The sequence below is a fragment of the Streptomyces sp. NPDC002324 genome (assembly GCF_053593335.1).
The window spans coordinates 186,857-209,090 of record NZ_JBSFCF010000009.1; the positions used below are offsets into that span (position 1 = coordinate 186,857).

19 protein-coding genes and 2 pseudogenes are annotated in these 22,234 nt (G+C 69.7%); 7 read left to right on the forward strand and 14 right to left on the reverse strand.

What is annotated here, in order from left to right:
• Positions 1-284: 284 nt before the first annotated feature.
• Positions 285-806: a prevent-host-death family protein gene (locus ACWCRJ_RS15345; RefSeq protein WP_450939732.1), complete on the reverse strand. Its 522-nt coding sequence runs from the start codon at positions 804-806 to the stop codon at positions 285-287.
• A 44-nt stretch (positions 807-850) separates the two neighbouring features.
• On the opposite strand from ACWCRJ_RS15345, the pseudogene ACWCRJ_RS15350 reads away from it, so the two are divergent.
• Positions 851-1,285, forward strand: a pseudogene (locus tag ACWCRJ_RS15350) (aminotransferase class I/II-fold pyridoxal phosphate-dependent enzyme); the annotation flags it as partial.
• Positions 1,286-1,447: 162 nt separating this feature from the next.
• Here ACWCRJ_RS15350 and ACWCRJ_RS15355 read toward each other — a convergent pair.
• From ACWCRJ_RS15355 to clpB, 4 genes and pseudogenes are all read right to left on the reverse strand, one after another.
• Positions 1,448-2,404: a hypothetical protein gene (locus tag ACWCRJ_RS15355; RefSeq protein ID WP_450939733.1), complete on the reverse strand. Its 957-nt coding sequence runs from the start codon at positions 2,402-2,404 to the stop codon at positions 1,448-1,450.
• Between the two features lie 374 nt (positions 2,405-2,778).
• Positions 2,779-3,093 (reverse strand): annotated as a pseudogene (locus ACWCRJ_RS15360) (DUF5753 domain-containing protein); the annotation flags it as partial.
• A 230-nt stretch (positions 3,094-3,323) separates the two neighbouring features.
• Positions 3,324-3,866: a YbjN domain-containing protein gene (locus tag ACWCRJ_RS15365; protein ID WP_450939734.1), complete on the reverse strand. Its 543-nt coding sequence runs from the start codon at positions 3,864-3,866 to the stop codon at positions 3,324-3,326.
• Between the two features lie 159 nt (positions 3,867-4,025).
• The gene (gene clpB / locus ACWCRJ_RS15370) at positions 4,026-6,641 is read right to left on the reverse strand and encodes an ATP-dependent chaperone ClpB (RefSeq protein ID WP_450939735.1); all 2,616 of its coding nucleotides are present in this window, start codon (positions 6,639-6,641) and stop codon (positions 4,026-4,028) included.
• A gap of 166 nt (positions 6,642-6,807) precedes the next feature.
• On the opposite strand from clpB, the gene ACWCRJ_RS15375 reads away from it, so the two are divergent.
• A complete protein-coding gene (locus ACWCRJ_RS15375) occupies positions 6,808-7,221 on the forward strand; it encodes a pyridoxamine 5'-phosphate oxidase family protein (RefSeq protein WP_450939736.1) in 414 nt (137 codons plus the stop codon).
• Between the two features lie 195 nt (positions 7,222-7,416).
• On the opposite strand, the gene ACWCRJ_RS15380 is transcribed toward ACWCRJ_RS15375, so the two are convergent.
• The gene (locus ACWCRJ_RS15380) at positions 7,417-7,752 is read right to left on the reverse strand and encodes a Rieske (2Fe-2S) protein (protein WP_013001918.1); all 336 of its coding nucleotides are present in this window, start codon (positions 7,750-7,752) and stop codon (positions 7,417-7,419) included.
• Between the two features lie 304 nt (positions 7,753-8,056).
• Between ACWCRJ_RS15380 and ACWCRJ_RS15385 the strand changes: the two genes are divergently transcribed.
• Positions 8,057-9,079 carry a helix-turn-helix transcriptional regulator gene (locus tag ACWCRJ_RS15385; RefSeq protein WP_450939737.1) on the forward strand — a complete coding sequence of 341 codons (1,023 nt, stop codon included), beginning with the start codon at positions 8,057-8,059 and terminating at the stop codon, positions 9,077-9,079.
• Here ACWCRJ_RS15385 and ACWCRJ_RS15390 read toward each other — a convergent pair.
• The gene (locus tag ACWCRJ_RS15390; protein ID WP_450939788.1) at positions 9,054-10,115 is read right to left on the reverse strand and encodes a LuxR C-terminal-related transcriptional regulator; all 1,062 of its coding nucleotides are present in this window, start codon (positions 10,113-10,115) and stop codon (positions 9,054-9,056) included. The genes ACWCRJ_RS15385 and ACWCRJ_RS15390 overlap by 26 nt on opposite strands.
• 397 nt (positions 10,116-10,512) lie before the next feature.
• Between ACWCRJ_RS15390 and ACWCRJ_RS15395 the strand changes: the two genes are divergently transcribed.
• From ACWCRJ_RS15395 to ACWCRJ_RS15405, 3 genes are read left to right on the forward strand one after another with little or no spacing between them, the layout of a single operon-like run.
• Entirely contained in the window at positions 10,513-12,063 is a 1,551-nt protein-coding gene (locus ACWCRJ_RS15395) for a circularly permuted type 2 ATP-grasp protein (protein ID WP_450939738.1), read from the forward strand.
• The gene (locus ACWCRJ_RS15400; protein WP_450939739.1) at positions 12,060-12,995 is read left to right on the forward strand and encodes an alpha-E domain-containing protein; all 936 of its coding nucleotides are present in this window, start codon (positions 12,060-12,062) and stop codon (positions 12,993-12,995) included. The genes ACWCRJ_RS15395 and ACWCRJ_RS15400 overlap by 4 nt, the downstream gene beginning before the upstream one ends.
• A 5-nt stretch (positions 12,996-13,000) precedes the next feature.
• Entirely contained in the window at positions 13,001-13,870 is an 870-nt protein-coding gene (locus ACWCRJ_RS15405) for a transglutaminase family protein (protein WP_450939789.1), read from the forward strand.
• 74 nt (positions 13,871-13,944) lie between these two features.
• On the opposite strand, the gene ACWCRJ_RS15410 is transcribed toward ACWCRJ_RS15405, so the two are convergent.
• The 3 genes from ACWCRJ_RS15410 to ACWCRJ_RS15420 all read right to left on the reverse strand — a co-directional run bounded on the left by ACWCRJ_RS15410 (position 13,945) and on the right by ACWCRJ_RS15420 (position 17,302).
• Positions 13,945-15,102 carry a sugar ABC transporter substrate-binding protein gene (locus tag ACWCRJ_RS15410; protein WP_450939740.1) on the reverse strand — a complete coding sequence of 386 codons (1,158 nt, stop codon included), beginning with the start codon at positions 15,100-15,102 and terminating at the stop codon, positions 13,945-13,947.
• Between the two features lie 1,223 nt (positions 15,103-16,325).
• Complete coding sequence (locus ACWCRJ_RS15415) at positions 16,326-16,673, reverse strand: hypothetical protein (protein ID WP_450939741.1); 348 nt, start codon at positions 16,671-16,673, stop codon at positions 16,326-16,328.
• 125 nt (positions 16,674-16,798) lie between these two features.
• Positions 16,799-17,302: a hypothetical protein gene (locus ACWCRJ_RS15420; protein WP_450939742.1), complete on the reverse strand. Its 504-nt coding sequence runs from the start codon at positions 17,300-17,302 to the stop codon at positions 16,799-16,801.
• A gap of 179 nt (positions 17,303-17,481) precedes the next feature.
• On the opposite strand from ACWCRJ_RS15420, the gene ACWCRJ_RS15425 reads away from it, so the two are divergent.
• Positions 17,482-18,627, forward strand: coding sequence for a hypothetical protein (locus ACWCRJ_RS15425; RefSeq protein WP_450939743.1), 1,146 nt, complete (start codon positions 17,482-17,484; stop codon positions 18,625-18,627).
• Between the two features lie 322 nt (positions 18,628-18,949).
• Here the strand turns inward: ACWCRJ_RS15425 and ACWCRJ_RS15430 are convergent, their stop codons facing one another.
• From ACWCRJ_RS15430 to ACWCRJ_RS15445, 4 genes are all read right to left on the reverse strand, one after another.
• On the reverse strand, positions 18,950-19,390 hold the full coding sequence (locus ACWCRJ_RS15430) for a DUF4913 domain-containing protein (protein ID WP_450939744.1): 441 nt from the start codon (positions 19,388-19,390) through the stop codon (positions 18,950-18,952).
• Between the two features lie 113 nt (positions 19,391-19,503).
• Positions 19,504-20,046: a hypothetical protein gene (locus ACWCRJ_RS15435; protein ID WP_450939745.1), complete on the reverse strand. Its 543-nt coding sequence runs from the start codon at positions 20,044-20,046 to the stop codon at positions 19,504-19,506.
• Positions 20,047-20,129: 83 nt separating this feature from the next.
• Positions 20,130-20,516, reverse strand: coding sequence for a DUF6406 domain-containing protein (locus tag ACWCRJ_RS15440; RefSeq protein WP_450939746.1), 387 nt, complete (start codon positions 20,514-20,516; stop codon positions 20,130-20,132).
• On the reverse strand, positions 20,517-22,217 hold the full coding sequence (locus ACWCRJ_RS15445) for a hypothetical protein (RefSeq protein WP_450939747.1): 1,701 nt from the start codon (positions 22,215-22,217) through the stop codon (positions 20,517-20,519).
• Positions 22,218-22,234: the final 17 nt, after the last annotated feature.

The following is a 22,234-nucleotide window of genomic DNA, read 5'->3' on the forward strand; positions in this document are numbered from 1 at the left end:
CTTCGCCTTCCCCAAGAGCCGGAGATTCTGGAAGCGGCAGATGCCCGGCTCGGTTACGTCATGAGCCCTTCCAGTCCCTGATGGCGTGCCTGCCGCGGAGCTGGTGCTGACGGTTCCAGTTGGCCCGCGACAGCGGGTCTGCGCGGAGGGCTTCCCGGCAGCGATGCGCGTTCGGCACGCCACCCGGCACAGCTCCTCTCAACCGGTCGCGGCCTCCGTCGTCCCGTGGATGACGTTCCAGCCGCTCAGCGGAGGGACGCTGACCCGATCGCCTTTCTTCGGGCTCACCCGTGCACCTCGACCGGGCCGAGGTCGACGTCACCGAGCGGACGGAGTGCTTCCCTGAGCTGGTCAGGGTCAGCGTTGATGCGGGCAGTTGCCCGCCACGAGACGATCGCCCGGTGCACAGCCTCCCTGGCTCCCAGCTCAGCGGCGTCGGACAGGGCTTCCAGGAGCTCGACGGTGAATTCCCGGACTTCTTCGTCGTCCAGGTGACGCACCCACGGGAACACCTCTGGCAGCGCGAGCAGAAGCGACCTGGCGCCCCCGTCCTGCTTCATCAGGGCAAGGAACAGTCGGGACGCGGTGGTCAGGTTCTCCTCGGTGCGCTCGGCGTGTATGGCCGTGCTCAGCACCATGTCGGGCGCGTCTCGGTGCGTGACACGCAGGCACCCCAGGGCGGCTGCCCTCGCGGCGACCGCCTTCGGGTTCCGGGACAGATCGGTGAACGAGACGGATTCCGATTCGGATGCCGAGTACACGATGCCCATACTCAGACTGTAATCTGACTGCCCTCTGATTTCCATGGCGAGATGGCATCCGGCCAGGAAAATAGGTGCGTGAACGAGGAGTGGGCTGGGTGACGGCCGCGCCCGAGCTGGTGACGGCGGTGCGCTCGGCGAAGCAGTACCTCACCTACGTGGCCTCCGGACCGTTCCAGTACGCCGTCGCCGAGGCCCTCGCGCTTCCGGACAGCTACTTCGAGGCCTTTCGCGCGGACATGCTCGCCAAGCGGGACGTGCTGGCGGCGGGGCTGGCCGACGTCGGTTTCGGGGTGTTCCGGACGGCGGGGACGTACTTCGTCACCGCCGACATCCGCCCCCTCGGCGAGACCGACGGCTTCGCCTTCTGCCGGGCGCTGCCCGAGCGGGCGGGCGTGGTGGCCATCCCGAACGCCGTGTTCTACGACCACCGCGAGGAGGGCGCGCCCTTTGTGCGGTTCGCGTTCTGCAAGCGCCTGGAGGTGCTGGAGGAGGCGGCGAAGCGACTCAAGGCCGCCTTCTGACGCCCCTCCGGACGGCCACCGGGGGCTGATGACCTGCCGGTGGCCACGGAGAGTGCGGCCGCGTCCCTGTGCATGGCGAGCCGACCGATCATGGCGTCAGATTTCGCATCGTGCCACATCAAGCCTCCCACCTGCGGGTGGACCGCACACCCGGCGACCGGCTCAGCCGGTCGCGGGGAGTTGGTCCCGGGACCGGCAGTCCCGGCAGTGGCTGTGTCCCGCCGAGCGGAAGCCCCGGTCGCAGCCGTCGCAGTTCCGCATTCTCAGGACCGCCGGGCGCTCTGGGGTCTCGGGGCTTCCGGGCTCCGGTGCGATCAGTGGAGTCTCCTTGAGCCGGTAGGCGAGGATGCCGGCCGGGCGGACGAGGAGGTCTGCCGGGAGTCGTACGGTGAGGTGGTCGGTGATCTGGGTGGGCAGCAGGCCTGCCCCGAGCCACCGGGTGACGGCCGGGGCGAGGCGGGCGGCTTCCCGCTCGGACAGGACGAGACGGGGGTCGGCCCGGCGAAGGCCGGCGAGTACGGCGATGGCTCGGGGGTCGGAGTCGGCGGGCGGGACCGGTGCCTCGGGCTTGGACTCGGGCTTGGACTCGGGCTCGGCCTGTGCTTCCGGCTCCGCTGTCTCCGCCGTCGTCTCCTCCCCCGGTACAGGTGCCCCCTCCGTGTCCCGCACAGCCCCGGGCGCGGGCGTGGCGGTGGCGGACTGCTTCCGGGAGCGACGAGGCCTTGGGGGCTCGGGAGGCCCGTAAGGGTCCGGGTCCGGTTCTGGTCCGCCGCCGGGTACGTCGTAGAAGTACGTCCGGGTACGGACCTGGCCGGTGGGCGTTCGCTCGCGGCGGCGTTCCAGGTATCCGGCCGCTTCCAACTCCCTCAGCGCTCGCGAGATGAGGATCTCGCCCTCGTCGAAGTGCTCGCACAGGGCGGCGATGCTCACACAAGTGCCGCTGGGCAGAGAGGAGATGTACGCCGCGACACCGACCGTGACCGCGCTGCCGCGCCGCTGGGCGAGGGCGTTGGAGATCACGGTGAAGTCGGCCGTCAGCCGGGTGCGTACGTGGATCACACCGGAGCTCGGAGCTCCGGCGTCGGCGCGCAGGGGCGCGTTAGACTGCGAGTCAGCCATCGGGAAGCCGTACTTCCTGGTTGGTCAGGCCCTCGTTCGGGATGCCAGTCCCGGCCGGGGGCCGTATCTGTTTGCGGTTGTCGCGGCGAACGTAACCGCCCGCATCCCGCGCCTGCAAGCCGGTCACCCGGACGGGTGAAGCGGGCCTCGCGGCCGGGGAGGGTGGGTGGGCGGGTAGTTCTTCCCCCCGGTTCTTTGGGGAGGTCAGTGGCCCGCCGGACCCTCGCGGACAAGGGCCCGGTGAGCCCGGAAGACGGACGGCGGCCGGGGCCCGGCCGCCTGAGGGGCGGTGGTGCTGCCCGGCCTCAACTCGCCTATGAAGGCGGCCCAGGAGGCGGCTTCGAAGCACGGCGCCGGGCTGACTTCGTGCTCGCTTGGTCGAACGGCAGTACCTGCACAGTGATGTGACGCTCGGTTGAGGTCCTGATGAGTCGCGCCAAACTGCTCACGCATCACCGGCTGGCCGCCGACCGAACGTCTGAGCACCGCCTCGTCGAACATCACCCACAGCTCGGGCCGATCAGGCGTACCGAGGCGCTCCTGTCGTCCCATACGAAAGACGACCCGCTCTTCCCCTGCTCCTAGCTGCCGAGTGTCCGGCCGGTTCGCAGCACGTCCCGTGCGTGGTCCTCCGTCTGCAACAAGCCGGGCACCACAGGAGCCGCGTACTCACGGATGACCGTCACCCGCCTCCGGAGGCCGTCCTCGACGACCTCCTCGGTCAGGAGCCCGACGGGCGGATCAGCGTCGCCATCCCCGCGGCTGCGGCGTAGCTCGCTCTCCCCGCTGCCCGCGTTCTCGCTGCTGTCGACACGGTGGCGTCGGTCCGGACGGCGAGAGCCCGGCCCTGGCACACCGCCGTGCGGCGGGCGCCCGGGCCGGGCTCTCGGATGTCTGTCTGCGGGGCGTTCGACGGCGACTACTCCGCGTCGTCGTCGCCGTCCTTCGGCTTGTCGTCGGTCTCGTCGACGTCCTCGGCCAGGCCGAGCTGCTCGACGAGCCACTTGTCGAACTCGATGGCGGCCCGCACCCAGCTGACCGTCGACGAGACGAAGTGCTCCAGGCTGACGCCGGTGCCGATCAGCAGCTGGGCCTCGCCGATGAGGCGGACCGTGCCGTCGTCGTGGGTGTGGCTGTAGACCTTGGGCCACAGGGTGCGGCGGTTCCAGTCGTCGATGGTCTCCAGCAGAGACGGCTTCTCGTCGATCTGGTGCGGGCGGTCGTAGAACGTGCGCACCGAGAAGACCTGCTGGTCACCCTCGCCACGGAACATGAAGTACGTGCGGAATTCCTCCCACGGCGCCGCGAGGTCACCCTCGTCGTCGACGACGTACTTCAGCTCCATCTGGTCCAGGAGCTGCTTCACAAGGTCCTGATCCGGAACGACGGGGCCCGCCGGCCCTTGGGGCTGCGGCTCGGGCTGGCCCCCGAAGTTCGGAATCGAGGACGGGTCGATGCTCACCGTGATTTTCCCTTCGTACGGATTCCGCCATCCTCTCCCATGCGGGGCGGGGGGTGGCAACCCCCGCCCCGCGCGGTTCGTCGCCCTTGGCCGGATCCGCCGGGGGATTCAGCTACGAGCGTGGCGGGGAACCTTTCGGGTACCCCCGATCGGCCCCCGTCACGGCTTCTTCTCCATAGACGGGACCGGGCCCACGATCAGCCCCTCGCCCTCCCCGAAGGTGTCCACCCGGACGGTGTCGCCGTCCTTCACCTCGCCGGAGAGGATCTCCTTGGCCAGACGGTCGCCGATGGCGGTCTGGACGAGGCGGCGCAGCGGGCGGGCGCCGTACGCCGGATCGTTGCCCTCGTCCGCGAGCCAGGTCAGGGCCTCGGGGGTGATCTCCAGGGTGAGGCGGCGCTCGGCCAGACGCTTGGCCAGCCGGTCGATCTGGAGCGCGGCGATGCGTTCCAGTTCCGCCTTGTCCAGGGCGGAGAAGACGACCAGGTCGTCGAGGCGGTTGAGGAACTCCGGCTTGAAGGAGGCCCGCACCACGTCCATGACCTGCTGCTTCTTCACCTCGGCGCTGATGACCGGGTCGACCAGGTACTGACTGCCCAGGTTCGAGGTGAGGATCAGGATCGTGTTGCGGAAATCGACCGTACGGCCCTGTCCGTCCGTGAGCCGGCCGTCGTCCAGCACCTGCAGCAGGATGTCGAAGACCTCGGGGTGCGCCTTCTCCACCTCGTCCAGCAGCACGACCGAGTAGGGACGCCGACGGACGGACTCCGTCAGCTGGCCGCCCTCCTCGTAGCCGATGTACCCGGGGGGCGCGCCGACGAGCCGGGCCACGCTGTGCTTCTCGCTGTACTCCGACATGTCGATGCGGATCATGGCCCGCTCGTCGTCGAAGAGGAAGTCGGCGAGGGCCTTGGCCAGCTCGGTCTTGCCGACACCGGTCGGGCCGAGGAAGACGAAGGAGCCGGTGGGGCGGTCCGGGTCGGCGATGCCCGCGCGGGAGCGGCGTACGGCGTCGGACACGGCCCGTACGGCCTCGGTCTGGCCGATGAGGCGGCGGCCCAGCTCGTCCTCCATACGGAGCAGCTTCTGGGTCTCGCCCTCCAGCAGACGGCCGGCCGGGATGCCGGTCCAGGAGGCGACGACGTCCGCGATGTCGTCGGCGCCGACCTCGTCCTTGACCATGGTGTTCTTGGAGGCGGCGGCCTCCTCCTCGGCCTCGGAGGCTTCCTCCAACGCCCGCTCCAGGGTGGGGATCTCGCCGTAGAGCAGCTTGGAGGCGGTGTCGAAGTCGCCGTCGCGCTGGGCGCGTTCGGCCTGGCCGCGCAACTCGTCGAGCTTCTCCTTGAGTTCACCGACCGCGTTGAGGGACTGCTTCTCCTTCTCCCACCGGGCGGTGAGGCCCCGCAGGTCCTCCTCCTTGTTGGCGAGGTCGCGGCGCAGCCGCTCCAGACGCTCGCGGGAGGCGGCGTCGGTCTCCTTGTCGAGGGCCATCTCCTCCATGCGCAGCCGGTCCACGGACCGCTGCAGCTCGTCGATCTCGACGGGCGAGGAGTCGATCTCCATCCGGAGCCGTGAGGCGGACTCGTCGACGAGGTCGATGGCCTTGTCGGGCAGGAAACGGGAGGTGATGTACCGGTCGGAGAGGGTGGCGGCGGCGACCAGGGCCGCGTCGGCGATCACGACCTTGTGGTGGGCCTCGTAGCGGCCCTTGAGGCCGCGCAGGATCGCGATGGTGTCCTCGACGGTCGGCTCGGCGACCAGCACCTGCTGGAAGCGGCGCTCCAGCGCCGGGTCCTTCTCGATGCGCTCGCGGTACTCGTCGAGGGTCGTCGCGCCGACCATGCGCAGCTCGCCGCGGGCCAGCATGGGCTTCAGCATGTTGCCGGCGTCCATGGCGGAGTCGCCGCCGGCGCCCGCGCCGACCACCGTGTGCAGCTCGTCGATGAAGGTGATGATCTGACCGTCGGAGTCCTTGATCTCGGCGAGGACCGTCTTCAGCCGCTCCTCGAACTCACCCCGGTACTTGGCCCCGGCGACCATGGCGCCCAGGTCGAGCGAGACCAGCCGCTTGTTCTTCAGCGACTCGGGCACGTCGCCCTTGATGATCCGCTGGGCAAGGCCCTCGACGACGGCGGTCTTGCCGACGCCGGGCTCACCGATGAGGACGGGGTTGTTCTTGGTCCGGCGGGAGAGCACCTGCACGACGCGCCGGATCTCCTGGTCCCGGCCGATGACGGGGTCGAGCTTCCCCTCCCGCGCGGCGGCGGTGAAATCGGTCCCGAACTTCTCCAGGGCCTTGTACTGGCCCTCCGGATCGGCGGTGGTCACCCGGCGTCCTCCCCTTGCCTTCTGGAACGCCTCCTGCAACCTCCTGGCGTTCGCCCCCTGCCGGGAGAGTACGTCCCCGGCCTGGCCGCCCTTGTCGGCGATGCCGATCAGGAGGTGCTCGGTGGAGACGTACTCGTCGCCCAGTTCCTTCGCCTTGGCCTGGGCCTCGGCGACCACGCTGAGCAGCTCGCGGTTGGGCTGGGGCGGCGACACGGTGGCGCCGGTCACGCTGGGCAGACCGGCGAGGATCTTCTCCGCGCCCGCGCGTACGGCCGCCTGGTCGGCGTCGACGGCGGCGAGCAGGTCGGTGATGTTCTCGTTCTCCTGCCCCTGGAGCAGAGCCAGCAGCAGGTGGGCGGGGGTGAAGTCGGCGTGTCCCTCGGACACGGCCCGGTTGCTGGCCGCGTTGATCGCGTCCCGGCTCCTGTTGGTCAGCTCGGCGTCCACGTTCGCGTTTCCCTCCTGGCGTCGTCGGCTTGGGTGACTCAAGTAACGTACACAAAGTTGAGTCTATTCCACTCAAGGTAGGGCTGGGGAGGGTTCCGGAGGTTCCCGAGGACCTTCCCGTGGACCCGGGGGCCGGGTAACCCTTTTCCCCGCTAGATTCCTGGCCGTGAGCACCTATCGAGTGGACCCCGGTGAGCCCGATGACGCGTACCTCGCCTTCTGGCGGGAGCGCCATCTCTGCACCCTGACCACCCTCCGCGCCGACGGCAGCCCCCATGTGGTGCCCGTCGGAGTGACATACGACCCCGAGGCCCGGATCGCTCGGGTCATCACCCGTACGGGGAGCGCGAAGGCACGGCACGTGCGCGCCGCGGGCGCCGGGGGCGCGCGGGTGGCCGTGTGCCAGATGGAGGGCGCGCGCTGGGCCACGCTGGAGGGGCTCGGCCGGGTGTACGAGGACCGGGGGCGGGTCGCGGAGGCGGAGCGGCGGTACGCGGAGCGCTACGGCAGGGAGCCGCGGCCGAACCCGCTCCGCGTCGTGATCGAGATCGAACTGACCGGGGCGCTGGGGCGCGGCTGACGGTTCCCTCGGTCACCGTCCGCTGCCGGTTGACCTTTTTTCGGACAGATGAACGAGCGGGCGGGCCTGCTCCGATACCGGCGGACATCCAGAAATGTCCCCGTAAGCCTGCAGCGGCGTCACCGTGTTCAGGTCACGGTGACGCCGCTGCTGGGGGGAAGCGCCTGAGCGATTTGAAACGACGGGGGAATCGCTTCAGGCACTGCGGGGGGTGGCTGTAACGGCCGTGGAGGCCGGGGTCTCCGGCTCGGCGAGCCGGTGGTCGCGCTGGTCGAGATTGACGAAGACCATCCCGTACCGAACGGCACACCGTACTGGCTGCGGCGCGCCGCGCGGTCGCCGCAGACACCGGTACGCCCGGATGTCCTCGTCCTCGTCCCGCGTCACCACCACCGGTTCGCCGAACACGGTCACCATCAACGAGTCACCGCTGTGGGGGATGGCGGTGGCCAGGTCGATGAAGTGCCAACCGGAGCGGTAGGCGGTGGCCATTTCGCGGCGGAAGGAACGGTCGTCGGGAGGAGTGGTCATGTCATTCAGTCCCAGACGCTGTCTTGTTCGCCAGTCTCTCCGGTAGCACTGACTTCAGCTGCCACCACGGCAGTCGACGCCTCGCCACCGTCCGCCGGGCGAGCACCACTCTCCGCGCCGGAAAGGCCGCTCAGCGCCCCGAAAGCCACAACGGCGGAGAAGGCGGCGACAAGCACCGAGCGAAGCATTCTGTTACGCATAGTCGGCTTCGTCCTCACTTGAAGGTCCCCTCTTCCCCCGTCGGGTATGACGATGACTCATTCGGGCACGTCATGGCCACATAATCGATGCATCATGTTCCTGCATGTTCAGGACCCTGGGGGGTGGAGATTTGGTGACAGATCCGACTAAAGCGACACATCCCCATCCAGTGACCGAGCTGTGCGAGGAAGGTGGGCGCCTCTACGCGAACGCGCTGCGGGTGGGACGTATCGCTCGCGCTGACGTAGAGTCTGCGCCCTGCCTGATGGAGTTCGCACTCCTCCACCCGGATCCGGACGACATCGGCTGGCTGCGCCCCGTGGCCCCCTTGGTCGCCCTGGCCCAGCGACTGACCCCCATAGAGCGCGAAATCAGTGAGCGCCGACGGCTGTCCATCGAACTCTCCGACGTATTCGAGCCCTTTATGGCCCTCACCGCCCAGGAGGCCGCACCCACTCACTCGATCACGGTCCTGGAGGGCCTGGACCGCATCAACACGGCGCTTGACCTGGCTACCGCCGAGTGTCAGACCGAGATGCTGACGGTCCAGCCGAGTGGGCGCCGCCGACCCGAGCAGCGGCTCATCGAGGGATTGGAACGTGACCGGCCGCTGATCGAAAGAGGAGTGCGCCTGCGCACTCTCTACCAGCACACGGCTCGTTACAGCCCCGAACGTCTGGGTTACATCGACCAGATCGGCGACGGCAAGGTGGAGATACGCACGATCGACGAACTCGTCGATCGGCTCATCATCTGCGACGAGAGCGTCGCTTTCATCCCCATCAGGGACGACCGGCAGGTCGCCCTGGAGCTGCGCCATCCCGGACTTGTTCGCTACCTGGTCAAGGTCTTCGAGTTCATGTGGGGCCGAGCTGTCCCACTGACCGCCGGCGCGCCCTATGAGACGGCCCCTGACGGCATCACGGACATCCAGCACTCCATAGCCAAACTCCTCGTCGAGGGCCACGTCGACGAGGCCATCGCCCGGCGCCTCGGTATGAACGTCCGCACCTGCCGCGCCCACATAGCGAAGCTGGCGACGGCACTGGGCAGTGGCAGCCGGGCGCAACTCGGCTATCGCATCGCGGAGTCCGGCATCCTCAAACAGGAGGGCACGGAGCAGTAGGAGTCGTGCTCGACTCGGCGGCAGCGGGGGCGGGCGGGTCGTCCGGTGGGGTCGAGCGGGGCGGGCCGTCGAGGCCGGCCTCGGCTATGCGGACGCCCAGTTGGGTGCGGCTGGCCGCGCCGAGGCGTTCGGAGAGACGGGCGATGTGAGCCCGGCAGGTGCGGACGCTGATGCCCAGCCGCTCGGCGACCACCGCGTCCTGGTGGCCCTCCGCCAGCAACGCCGCGATGGACCGCTCCCGGTGCGTGATGCCCGCGACACCGGTGGAGGGGAGCGACGCGGCCAGCGGGACCCCTAGGCGCCAGAGACGTTCGAAGACCGTGACCAGGTACTCGACCAGCGCGGGGTGGCGGATCTCCAGGGCCATGGTGCGGTCGGTGTTGGCGGGGATGAAGGCCACCGTCCGGTCGAAGACGATGAGGCGCTCCACGACCTCGTCCAGGGTGCGGGCCTCCGCCGACTCCCCCATCAGCTCCATGTAGTTGTGCAGGCCCTGCCCGTGCCTGGCCACATGCGTGTACAGGTCCCGCATCCGCACACCCCGGCGGCACATCGCCAGCGCCCGGTGCAGCCCCTCGCGCAGCTCGTCCTCGCGACGGATGCCGCCCGGCTGCACGGTCAGCACCTCGACGGTGCAGCGGTCGGTGGCCTCGTCGATCGCCGCCCGGATCCGGGCCAGCCCGTCGAGCACCCGGATCGCCGAACTCTCCGCCGGCGTCCGCATCCGCGAACTGCCGAGGCCCGCGTACCACTCGACGGCGTCGACCGCCGCGCCCATCCGGGCCTGGCTGGCGCTGACCTCGGCGTGCACACCGCGCAGCAGCCGGGTCATGACCTCCTGCGGGGAGGTGGGCACCAGCCAGCCCATGTCGTCGGGATCGGGGTGCAGCAGGGCGAGTTCGAGGAGACAGGGCACGGGGTCGGCGTCCTCGCGCGGGACGCGGCCCCGGCGCACGGCTCTGGAGTACACGCGGTCCCCGGCCGCGCAGAGCCGGTCGGCCCCATGCGGATGCTCGTCGGTCGCGTGCCCGACCATCACCCACTTCACCCCCGGTTCCGCCCTGTTCGAAGCGCAACTATGCGCGGCCCGCACGGGCACCGCAACACGGCTCCGCCATGTTTACATCCCCGTAGAAGCACTTATGCCCGAGTTCCTCCACCCCTCAGGCAGTGCGCTCTGCAACAAGCTGAAGTTCGGGCGGACGGCAAGGGTGTGCACGTGCCCGAGACCAGATTCCGGGCGGGCACGGCAAGGCGGGACGTCGCCCGGACGCCGTCCGGCGCCGGGCAGGTGCCCCCGGATCGTAGAACCGTCGGCTGCCCCGCCCGGCCGTACGTCAAACCCTCCGTTTCCGCAGGTCGCGATCGCCGCCGCAAGCCGGCGGAAACGCACCGGTGACCGGGGTGTTACGGCACGCGCTTACCGTCGGCCCATGGCGGACATATTTGACGCCTACGCGCTGGCCGACGCGTGGGACGAGATGTTTGAGCGGCCGGGTGAGGTCAGGACCGCCTATGAGCCGGTGCTGGCGGCGCTCCGGCCCATCGAGCCGGGTGAACTGCGCTTCAGGGCCGACCAGATGGCCCGCGCGTTCACCGACCGGGGCGTGACGTACGCCTTCGCGGGCGAGGAGAGACCCTGGCCGCTGGACCTGGTGCCGCGCATCCTGGACGCCCTGGAGTGGGACCTCATCCAGCGCGGAGTGACGCAGCGCGTACGGGCGCTGGAGGCGTACCTCGCGGACGCGTACGGGCCGTGCCGGGCCTTCGAGGACGGTGTCGTGCCCTGGCGGCTGCTCCTCAACTCGCCGCACTTCCACCGGGCCGCGCACGGTGTGGAGCCGCCGGGCGGGGTCCGTATCCACGTGGCCGGCATCGACCTCGTACGGGACGAGGCGGGTGACTTCCGGGTGCTGGAGGACAACGTCCGGGTGCCGTCCGGGGTGTCCTACGTCATCGAGAACCGGCGCGCGATGACCCGGGTGTTCCCGTCCCTCTTCGCCGAGCAGCACGTGGTGCCCGTCGACGGCTACGCGCAGCGGCTGCTCGCCGCGCTGCGGGCCGCCGCGCCCGGCGGCATCGGCGATCCGCGCGTCGTCGTTCTCACCCCCGGTCCCAACAACGCCGCCTACTTCGAACACGCCCTGCTGGCACGACTGATGGGCGTGCAGTTGGTGGAGGGCCACGATCTCGTCTGCCGGGGGAACCGAGTGTGGATGCGGACGACCCGTGGGGAGATGCCCGTCCATGTCGTATACCGGCGGCTCGACGACGACTTCCTCGATCCCCTCCACTTCCGGCCCGACTCGGTGATCGGCTGCCCGGGGATCATGGGCGCGGCGATGGCGGGGAACGTCACGCTGGCGAACGCGGTGGGCAACGGCATCGCGGACGACAAGCTCCTCTACACCTACGTCCCCGACCTCATCCGCTACTACCTCCGTGAGGAACCGGTCCTTCCGAACGTGGAGTCCTTCCGGCCGGACGAACCCGGGCAGCTGGAGGCCGTCCTGGACCAGATCGACCAGCTGGTGATCAAGCCGGTCGACGGGGCCGGCGGGCAGGGCATCGTCATCGGTCCGAAGGCCGACCGGGAGACGCTGGAGCGCACCCGGGAGGCCGTGCGGGCCGATCCGCGCGGCTGGATCGCGCAGCGGCCGGTGGCGCTGTCCACCTCCCCCACCCTCGCCGGCGAGCACATGGCCCCGCGCCACATCGACCTGCGGCCCTTCGCCGTGAACGACGGGAGCGACGTGTGGGTCCTGCCCGGCGGGCTGACCCGGGTCGCCCTCCAGGAGGGCAACCTCATCGTCAACTCCAGCCAGGGCGGCGGCTCCAAGGACACCTGGGTGCTCGCCGAGGGACCCGCCGAGCAGCGGTACGAGGAGAGCGGCGGACCGGGAACACTGCCGGAGAAGGCTCCACGCCAGCTCGGCCCCGACGGCACCCGTACGGTCGTGCAGGAAGGGGCGCAGCAGCAGTGAACGACGTGATCCTCTCCCGGATAGCCGAGGCCCTGACCTGGACGGGCCGGTACGTGGAGCGGGCCGACGCGACGGGCCGCATCCTCGACGCCTATCTCCACCGCCTCCTCGAAGACCCCTGGCGGGACGAGGACGCGGCCTGCCGCTCGCTGTACGCGATCCTCGGCGTGGACGCGCCCGACCTGCATTGCGACATGCAGCAGGTGCTGGACCGACTGGCCTTCGACGCCCGCTCGACAGGCTCCATCGAGGGCGCGCTCGGGGCGGCCCGGCTCAACGCCCGCAGTGCCCGCGAGGCCGTCTCCTCCGAGATGTGGGAGTGCCTCAACTCCACCTGGCACGCCCTCGCCGACCAGCGGACGGCCGCGCGCCGCACGGGCGGCCCGTACGCCTATCTGGAGCTGGTACGACGGCGTGCCGCCCTCTTCTTCGGGCTCGCCGACTCCACGATGAGCCGGGACGACAGCTGGCGTTTCGTGGTGCTCGGCCGCAGCCTGGAGCGGGTGGACATGACCGTGCGGCTGCTGTCGGTGCGGGTGCTGGACGCGGCGCACGCGCCCGACTGGCCGACGCTGCTGAGCGCGAGCGGCGCCGACGAGGCGTACGCGCGGCTGCACGGCGGCTTCGGCGACAGCCCCAAGGTCGCCGAGTTCCTGCTGCTCGACCGGGACTTCCCGCGCTCGGCGCTGCACGCGCTGACCACGGCGGAGGAGTGCCTGGCCGCGCTCGGCCGCCCCCGTCAGGACCCGGCCCGCCGCCCGATCGGCGCCCTGCGCACCCACCTCGAATACCTCGACTCCGAGGCCCTGGAGGCCGGCCTGCCGACGCTGCTGCGGGACCTGCAGCAGGCATGCATGGCCTCGGCGGAGGCGGTGGCCGAGAAGTTCTTCCCGTACCAGGGGCCCGTCGAATGGGCCCAGGAAGGCGCGTGAGCACGATGAACCTGCCTGGAGCGGCTGTACGGGCGACCCGGCGCCTGCGCATCCGGCACATCACCCGCGTCGCGTACGCGCAGCCCGCGGCCTCCTCCCACAACGAGGTCCGCATGACCCCGCTGACGCTGCCGGGCCAGACCACCCTGGACGCGCGGGTGCTGGTGAACCCCTCGACGCCGACCTGGTCGTACTGGGACTACTGGGGCACCCAGGTCACCGGCTTCGACCTCATCGAGCCCCACTCCGACCTGACGATCACCGCGACCAGCCTCGTGGAGACGGCCCCGCCGGAGCCGCTGCCGGACGCGCCCGGGTGGGCGGACGTCCACCGGGCGACCGCAGGCTCCCGCCTGCTGGAGTACCTGGCCGCGACCGGCCGTACGACACTCCCGGCCGCGCTGCTGGACCGGGCCCGGGAGGCGTCCGCCGGCCTCGACGTGCACGGGACGGCGACGGCGGTGTCGTCGATGGTCGCCGACCACGTCGCGTACGTGCCGGGCGCGACCGGGGTGCACACCAGTGCGGCCGAGGCGTGGGAGCAGGGGGCCGGCGTCTGCCAGGACATCGCCCACCTGACGCTCGGCATGCTCCGCGCCCTCGGCCTGCCCGCCCGCTATGTCTCCGGCTACCTCCACCCCGAACGCGAGGCCGAACTCCACCGGCCCGTCGCCGGCCAGAGCCACGCCTGGATCGAATACTGGGCGGGCGACTGGACCGGCTACGACCCCACCAACCGCGTCCCCGCCGACGAGTCCCACGTCGTCGTCGGCCGCGGCCGCGACTACGACGACGTGACCCCGCACAAGGGCATCTACCGGGGGGTGGCCGGGGGGCCGCCGGAGGTGACGATCGAGTTCACGCGGGTGGCTTGAGAGGGCCGGGAGGACCCTCCGCGGGGTTCCGGTGGCCGGGGGCAGGGCCCCCGGCCCCGTCGGGCCGTCGGCGGCTACCTCAGGTCGGCCGCGTCGCACTTGGCCTTGAAGGCCGACGTGCAGATCTGCTTAACCGTGTAGATGCCGTCGGCGACGACCGTGTCCTTGATGTTGGACCTGGTCAGCGCGACCGGGGGCACCAGCTGGGCCGGGATCTTCTTGGTGGTCGGGGAGTCGACGCTGTCCTTGGCGAGGGCGTCGAACTCGATGGAGCGGCCCTGGACCTTGGCGACGGCCATCTCGGCGGCGGCGGCGGCCTGTGTCGGGAACGACTTGTACACGGTCATGTACTGGTCGCCCGTGAGGATCCGCTGCACGGCGTCCAGGTCGGCGTCCTGCCCGGTGACCGGCGGCACCTTGGTGACACCGGCGGTCTTCAGCACGTCGATGACGGCACCGGCGATTCCGTCGTTCGCGGCGTAGACGGCGTCGATGTTGTCGACGCCCAGCTTGGCGACGGCCTTCTCCATGTTCGCCTTCGCGACGACCGGGTCCCAGTCCTTGGTGTCGAAGGTCTCGGCGATCGTCACCTTGTCCTGGAGCTCGGAGAGCGCGCCCTCCTTGAACATGGCGGCGTTCGGGTCGGTCGGGGACCCGTTCATCATGACGATCTTGTTGGCGGCGCTGTCGCCCAGGTCCTCCACCAGCGAGCGGCCCTGCACCTGCCCGACGAGCTCGTTGTCGAAGGAGACATAGCCGTCGATCGGGCCCTCGGCCAGGCGGTCGTAGGCGATGACGGGGATGCCGGCGTCGTCCGCCTTCTGCACGGCGGGAGCGATGGTCTTGGCGTCCACGGCGTCGACGATGATGATGTCGACCTTGTCCTGCACCATCTGTTCCAGCTGGCTGCTCTGGGTCTCCGGGTCCTTCTCCGCGTTGGCGTACTTGGTGATGCCCTTGTTGTCGGTGAGCTCGGCGATCTTCTTCTTGATGTTCGGGTAGTCGAACTGCTCGTACCGCTTGGTGTCCTTGTCGGGGAACAGCACGCCCACCGTGATGTCGTCGCCCTTCGTGGGACTCGCCTCCGCGCTGTCCCCGACGTCCACGACCCCGCAGGCGGCGAGGGAGACGGCCGCGGCCGAGGCGGCGAGGGTGGTGGCGGTGCGGCGCAGAGCGGTGGTGCGACGACGTATACGAGTGCCGGGGGTATTGCGGGTGGTACGGGCGTTCACATCAAGGGCCTTCCGGGCGTGGGTGCAGCAACTGCGACCCATGTGGCTGAAAGCCAACGCGGTGACCACCTCAGCGTCAAGGACTAATCACTTAACGAGATGACAACAGCCTTGTGTGGTCTCGGTGTGAAGAGGGTAAAGCAAAGGGCTTCCTCTGTCGCCGCTCGGCCTTCCCGCTCCGGGGGCCGCCGCCCGGGCCGGGTCACCGCCGTCGGTCAGGGGCGCCGGGAGGGGCACACGTTGGGGGCGAAGGAGGTCCGTGACGGGGTTTTCCGGGGCCGTCGGGGGTGGGGCGGCAGGTCAGCGGGGTGCCCGGCGGCGGCCTGCGGACGGCCCGGGCCGGTCCCACGGCGACGGGGCCGCGCCGGTCCCATGGGGCCGCCGGGCCCTTGTCCGGGCGCCGGGATGGGGAAGGGGAGTGGGGTCGGGTGGCGGACCTCACGCCCGGCCGTGCGTGGCTGGTGGACCGGCGGGGTCCACCAGCCGGCGGCGATCCACCGGTCGGCTGTGGACGGCGAGCGGCGGTGGACGGCGAGCGGGCGTGTGGGCAGGCGCGCTCTGACTACCTGCCGCGCCGGTTCGGATCGGGGCCGGTCGGGCCCTGCGGTGGGGTCGCCCGGCCGGGAACAGGGCCAAGGCCGGCCCCTTGGCCGGGAGCCGGGCGGGGGGGCCTGGTTGCTCGGGGGCTGTGGTGTGCCGGGGCCGGCGGGGCGGGGTGTGCTGCGGGAGCGCGCAGCAGCGGCTGCGGACATCGGGAGGTGGGTGTGGTGGTGGCCGACGGGGTAGTGGGCGCTGTCGACGGGCTCGTGGCCGGTGCCGGGGCCGAGGATGCCGCTGGAGGAGCTGGAGCGGCTGACGCAGCCGGTGCGGCCGGTGCTGTCGGTGCTGTCGGTGCGGGGAGCCGAGTCGCTGCCGCCGGGGTCGGAAGGGAGCGGGCCTGGTCCTCGATACGGGTGAGCCGGCCGGGCCACTCGGGATCCAGCGCCTGGGCGGACTCCCGCAGACGCAGCTGCGTGCTGACGAACGAGTCGCTCTCGGCCGGTGTCCAGGGGCGGACCCGTTCCGCGGCGAGCGCCTGGCGCAGTTCCGGCGGGCCGGTCCAGTCGCCGGTGCCGTCGAGCGCGTTGCCGTAGCGGGGCTTGCTCTCGCCCCGGCGGTAGACGCTCGCGCGGGCGGCTCGGGCACCCGATCGCCCGGACGGGTCGTGCGCTCGGCCGGGTCGGTCATGCGAGGCCCGCCAGGACCTCGCGGGCGAGCCGGGCGTAGTGCGTACGGGCCTCGGCGATCTGCTCGCGGTCGGCCGAGCGGAGCCGCTCACGCTCCTTCGCCAGCCGCCCCTGCGCGGCGCGCGCGGCCTCGATGACGGCGGCGTCGGGGGCGTCCTTGGCCTCCTCCGCCGCGATCCGCGCACTGTACGCGCCGACCGCCCCGTTGACGGCCTCGATCGCCGCCTCGTACGCGGCCGTCTCCTCGTTCGACCAGTCGTGCGCCTCGAGGTCGTGGGTCACGGAGATGCCGTTGCCGCGTGCGGTGTCCCGTGAACCGTCCTGTGGTGCGTCAGGTGTGGTCATGTGTCCCTCCGGTGTCCAATGGTCATTGTCGGGGACGGTGGACAGAGGGAACCGGGTTCCCGACAACTACCCTCCGGCCACCGGCGGTTCCGTGCCCCCACCGGCGGCTCGGCCCCTGCGGCGGCTCAGCCCCCGCTCCACTCCCGCAGCAGCGCCTCGCGCTCCTCGCGTCGCGGGGTGCCCTCGGCGGCGTGGGCGCGGCCCCAGTTCGCCAGGGTCTCCACCTCCGCCGTACCCGCCGCGAAGCGCTCCAGCAGCGCGACGGAGAGGTCGTACTCGGACTGGACGTAGCCGCCGAGCGCGGCGGCGGACTGGGCGGTGAGTTCGACGGTGCGGTCGACGGTCTCCAGGTGCACCTCGAAGGCCGCCGCGGCCTCACCGCCGCCCACGACGGCGTTGGTGACGAGGTCGACGGCCGTGGTGGCGAGCAGTCGGGCGGCGGACCTGATCCGCACGTACCGCACGGCGACCGACCCGATCTCCGACCAGCCCCACACCGCGCTCTGCCCGGTCCCGAGCCCCTCCACCCAGTCCCGCGTCAGCCGCACCCCGGGCCCGAACCCCTCCGGCTGCGCCCCGACGTACACCCCACCGTCCTCGGCGATCCAGAACAGCCCGACCATGGCCATGCGTGCCTCCCCTTCGGCGACCTGTGCGTTTCCCCTGGTGAGACGCTACGCCGCCCCGGATGGTTCAGCGGTCGAACGACGTCCTCAGCCCTCGGCACGCACCGACCGGATCTTCACCGTTTCGCCAAAGCGCAGTGTGAGAATGAGAGTTACTTGATCAGTCGTGAAGGAGAGCCGGAATGAGCGGCCGGATGCAGCTTGCCGACACCTACGACCTCGTGTACTCGGCGGCAGCGCGGATGATGTGGGTGGAGGAGACCCGTGTATGGCGCCTGGACAGCCCGGGGGGCGGGTGGCCGGAGGAGCGCCGGGAGGCCTGGCGGGAACTGGAGGCGGCCCTCAACATCTCCGAGGCACCCGAGCCGCAGGCCGGCGAACCATCCGATCCCGTACGTCATCTGATCTCCCGTCGGGCAGCGGGTCCCGTCGATCGACCGATCACCTTCGCCGAGGCGGTCGCCGAGTGGACGGCCCGGCTGATCGAGGACCCCGGCCCCTACGAGCCGCGGATGGAGCCCTACCCGGACGACTTCATGGTGCCGGGCCGGGCCGTGGTGATTCCCGAGGGCCACATGATGGTGCTGACCCGCCCGCTCGACGAGTTGGTCCACCGGCTGGCGGCAGGACGGCCTGGGGTGACCATCGGTGCGGACACAGCGGAGTTGAGCCGTCTTCTGCACGAAGCGGCCGACGAGCTGCGGGCGGCGACCGGCAAGCCTGCACCGACCCCGCACCCGGTCGGCTCGGTCGACGTGGCGCGGGTGTTCCACCGACCGTCCGACGTGGACGACCTGGAGACGCGATACCAGACCATGTCCCGGGCGGCCTGGCGCGCGTCGGAGAACCTGCCGTCCCTGAAGGACATGCGGGACCACGGGGACTTCTCGGTGAATCCGGCGACGACGATCGCGGCCGACGATCTGCAGGACCTGCTGGCGGGACGGTCGGGGCTGTACTGGCGCGAGCGCCACGAGACGATCGATCCGCGCGTGCACACGCTGCTGGGGGTGGACTGGGCCGAGGACGTGCCTGATCCGCGGCCGATCACGGGCACCGCCAAGGGGTTCCTGTGCAGCGTGGAGTTGGGCCGGAAGCCGAGGGCCCCCCACGCGAACGAACACCGCATCTTCCGTGAGAAGGGGAACCCCGAGAACGTCGCCATCTCTGCCGTCCGCGCGGAGATCCTGGCGGAGCTTCTGGACGAGTACGCGGCGAGGATCCACCCGGGCGCCCGGTGCGGAGTCGTGCACCTCTCCGCCTACGACATGACGGACTTCGTCGCCCAGGGAATCGGCCGCGAACTCAGGGAGACATACGGCTTCTGATGACGGAGGCGTACGCGGAAAGCGGCGTCTGAGGCGAGGCGGAACAACATTCTCAGAAGTGACCCGACACCTCTCCCCGGCTTCGGACATGGCGTCCATCGAGTACTGCCTCCACCAACACGCCGTTGCGTGTACCTCCGGACCGGCAGGGAGTAAGGCCTTCTCGGCCCAGGCTGAGCTGTACACCGCCCACTCGAGAGGAACAGTCGACGGACCCGGTCCGGATGTCGAGGACACCAGGACACGCACAGCCCGCACGCCGAGTGGTGGGGATGGGTGCCACCGATCATGCAGCTGAGCGCCGGCCCCACCACTTATTCCGTCACACCGATCTGAACGGAGGTGGTGGAGGAGGAGGGGGAACCGATGGCTCTCCCCAAGACGGCAGAACAGGGTTGGCGTCAGGGGCTGGCAAGTCCACCGGAAGCGGATCGAACGGCTGCTCTGTGTGCCCGTCACTGGGCGAACAAGCCGCGAAGGGACCCATGTCCGGGTCCATCAAAGCCCGCAGATGCCGGTCGGCGTGATCCAGCCACCACGTCGACATGCCGAGGGCCGGGTCCTTGCGCAGGTGCTCCCAGGCCAACCACAACGCAAGGAGCCTGGCGCCGGCCTCGGGGTGCTGCCACCACTGGGGGCACCATGTGGCCGACATACCGTTGACCGGGCGGCGGATCATCTGGGACAGGTAGTCGGAGACGAAACTGAAGACGTCCTCGAAATAGTACTCGGGTTCCCCAGAAGAGATATCAGAATCAGTCAACGCTCCACCCCTCTACAAATCCGCGCTCCACACTCCACACGCAAGGCGGCTTGGAGTCGTCGAGCCGGAGTCACTTCAGTCCATCCGTCTCGGTTCCGTGCACGAACGAGGAACTACCAGTATGTCGGCTCCTCGTACTCCACCCATTCACGCTCTGGTTTTGCCGCGCCATACAGCCGGACGACGTGTATGCGGATCACTCGCAATCGCAGGTCAACCGCCTGCTGGTACTTCTCTTCTCGGCGTTTCCATAGGACATCGGTCTTCATCACGAGTTCACGCCCTACGGCGTCGCCCGGCTCTCGACTCGGCTCGGAGATCTCGACCCGGCCCTCCAAGGCAACCCACCAGCGGTGGTGCAGGTCATTGCAGATCAATCGTGCCCAGGGATGCCTCTCGAACATCGAGAGACGATGACCACTGTTGCTGTCGTACAGTCGGGCGACGCGAGCCCGGTTGTCCCAGCACCATCTCTCCCAGACGCCCCTCGTTCTGCCCGTGGCTCGGACCATCTGTGCCAAGTCGACCCAGTGCTGCAGCGTCCCCGAGTTGCCCCTGAGCTCCCCATCACGCGTCAGGCACCAGGCGACCTCGGCTTCTGTCAGCGGGCGCCTCCCGTCGTGAGAGGCGTCCTCATCACTGTCGAAATGCCCCATGCCTGTCCTGGTTCTCGTATCCCGGCCGGACAGGAAACTCGCGAATAGTCGGCACTTCCTCGGTGAGGTCGAGCGTCATCACGTCATGCGTCCGAGGCGTCCGAGGCGTCCGAGGCATGAGGATTCTTCATATCCGCCATGGCAGAACCCACGTTCGCCGGCACGGCCACAACCTCCCACTGACCGGCGTTGAAGTACCGGACGTCCATGACACGCCAGGTCTCACCATCCACCGCGAACGTGTCTTCCACACGGAGATGCTCGTACCGCTCCGTACCGTCCACCTCACTGATGACCAGCCGCACCTCGGCCCGTTCCGATCCCGTGGGACGGGCGCTGCTCACCCCACCGATCCGGCCTCCCGCGACCGTGGTGGTGACCTGCCCGGAGTGGATCACCAGCTCGTCCTGCGGCATTTCCATCCTTTCCTCACGTTCTGCGCATGATTGCATAGCGGATTTGTCACTCATCTACGTGAGCGTGGCGTAGAAACCCCACCCTTGGTAACTGAAATTCTCCATGAACTCCTCGGCCTTCATCGGCTCCGGGTGGGCCATGTTCCACGGGTTTCGCAAGTGAACCAAGCCGTCCTGCGCACCAACCACTTCGTACGCGTGCCCGGCAATCAGATTGTGCGGTAGCGCCTTCTCGCCGGCGTCCTCGTCGAGCGGACGCGTTCCGGCCAGAATCGGCTTGTTGTCGGCGAGCTGCTGCCGCAGGTGACTCTCCAGGGCGGCGCCGGCACTTTCACCCTTGGGGAACGGGTACACCGCGCTGTCCTCACCCGTGAGCTGGGTGAGTATTTCGGCCTGGTCCCACTGGCTGGAGCCCTGGTTGAGGCGCTCGTAGCCGGCGGGTGTAGGACTGTCAGGTGGTCCGGCCTTGGGATTCGTCTGCCACGCCGCCTCCCAGTTCTCCCTGCGGTTGGCTTCCCAGGCCTGGTCGACGCCCGCCATCGACTTCTCCAGTACCGCGCCCCATGCGGACCCTCTCAACGCCGCGAAGGCCGGTGCGTTCGGGTTGCTCTCGACAATCGGGAGGTCAGGCTTGACCAACAGTTCGATCCGCCGTTCGGTGGCGCGGAAGACACCGTCCGCACCGGGTGCCGCGTCGTGCAGCGTGACCGTGTAGGTACCGTCAGGATTCTCGCGAACGGCATTCTCGATCGCTTCCGGTCTGTGACCGGCTACCGCTCCGATGGAGGCGATGACACCGCAGTCGCCCAGGCGCCCCTGAGCGATCTGGTCCCGCGCGGGGGGTCCGTCGAAGAGCGGCACTTTACCCACCGGACTCTCGTTGATCGGGTCCCCGTAGGTCAGTCCTTTGACCTCGTGCCCCGTCTCGAAGTACATGTTCTCGAGAGGCGGTTGCTCAACAGTCTCCTGGATCTTGTCGCCGGAGTCACCGAGCTCTCCCACATCGTCGGACTCCAGGTTCTCCGTCACCTGCTCGTCGTCCTCGGGCCCCGTCGACTCCGGGTTCTCCTCGTGCGACGGGAGACCGTCCGTGCTGCCTTCGGCATCATGAGCTACGGGTGCTTCGAGCTCCGAAGTCTCCCCCGACTGAGGGCTGTTCTCGTCATCGCTGTCACCAGCCTGCTCTCCCGGATCAGCATCAGCTCCCTCGTCGCCCTCCGAAGCGTCGACTTCCCCGGGCACGTCAGGATCCTCCGGCTCCTCAGGTCCCCCGGCCTCCTCGAACCCTTCCGGCTCCTCAGGTCCCCCCGACTCCTCGAACCCCTCCGGCGCCTCCGGTTCTTCGTGCTCCTTGAGTTGCTCCTGCTCCCCGGACTTCTCTGAGGCTTCTGGTACCCCATGCCCGTTGGGATCCTTGGGCTCGTTGAAGTCCCCAGACTCCGTCGGACCCTCCGGCTGCACCAGCTCGCCGGGCTCCCACGGCGTCTCGTCAGGCTCCGTCGGATCTCCCACGCTCACGGATTCCGTCGGTTCAGAAGGCTCCGTGAGTTCGGCCGACTCACCCGACTCGGCCGGTGATGTGATCGCCGGCTCGACCGGCTCCTGCATCTGCCCGTCGGTGGTGTCGTCCTTCGCCTCGGTGAACGATTCAGCGGCCTTCGGCTCTGTCGGTACGCCGGTGTCCGCGGCCGCCCACGATGCGGGCACGTCGGTCTCCGGCGCGGGTGGACGGTCGGCCTCTCGAAGTTCGCTCACGCGCCGCCTTCCTCGAT

What these genes read in the sequence shown, in the direction of transcription:
- ACWCRJ_RS15345 (WP_450939732.1), bottom strand. Translation starts at nt 806, where the DNA reads ATGGAAATCAGAGGGCAGTCAGATTACAGTCTGAGTATGGGCATCGTG.
- ACWCRJ_RS15355 (WP_450939733.1), bottom strand. Translation starts at nt 2,404, where the DNA reads ATGGCTGACTCGCAGTCTAACGCGCCCCTGCGCGCCGACGCCGGAGCT.
- ACWCRJ_RS15380 (WP_013001918.1), bottom strand. Translation starts at nt 7,752, where the DNA reads ATGACCACTCCTCCCGACGACCGTTCCTTCCGCCGCGAAATGGCCACC.
- ACWCRJ_RS15385 (WP_450939737.1), top strand. Translation starts at nt 8,057, where the DNA reads ATGTTCAGGACCCTGGGGGGTGGAGATTTGGTGACAGATCCGACTAAA.
- ACWCRJ_RS15390 (WP_450939788.1), bottom strand. Translation starts at nt 10,115, where the DNA reads ATGGTCGGGCACGCGACCGACGAGCATCCGCATGGGGCCGACCGGCTC.
- ACWCRJ_RS15395 (WP_450939738.1), top strand. Translation starts at nt 10,513, where the DNA reads ATGGCGGACATATTTGACGCCTACGCGCTGGCCGACGCGTGGGACGAG.
- ACWCRJ_RS15405 (WP_450939789.1), top strand. Translation starts at nt 13,001, where the DNA reads ATGAACCTGCCTGGAGCGGCTGTACGGGCGACCCGGCGCCTGCGCATC.
- ACWCRJ_RS15415 (WP_450939741.1), bottom strand. Translation starts at nt 16,673, where the DNA reads ATGACCACACCTGACGCACCACAGGACGGTTCACGGGACACCGCACGC.
- ACWCRJ_RS15420 (WP_450939742.1), bottom strand. Translation starts at nt 17,302, where the DNA reads ATGGCCATGGTCGGGCTGTTCTGGATCGCCGAGGACGGTGGGGTGTAC.
- ACWCRJ_RS15425 (WP_450939743.1), top strand. Translation starts at nt 17,482, where the DNA reads ATGAGCGGCCGGATGCAGCTTGCCGACACCTACGACCTCGTGTACTCG.
- ACWCRJ_RS15435 (WP_450939745.1), bottom strand. Translation starts at nt 20,046, where the DNA reads ATGGGGCATTTCGACAGTGATGAGGACGCCTCTCACGACGGGAGGCGC.
- ACWCRJ_RS15440 (WP_450939746.1), bottom strand. Translation starts at nt 20,516, where the DNA reads ATGAGTGACAAATCCGCTATGCAATCATGCGCAGAACGTGAGGAAAGG.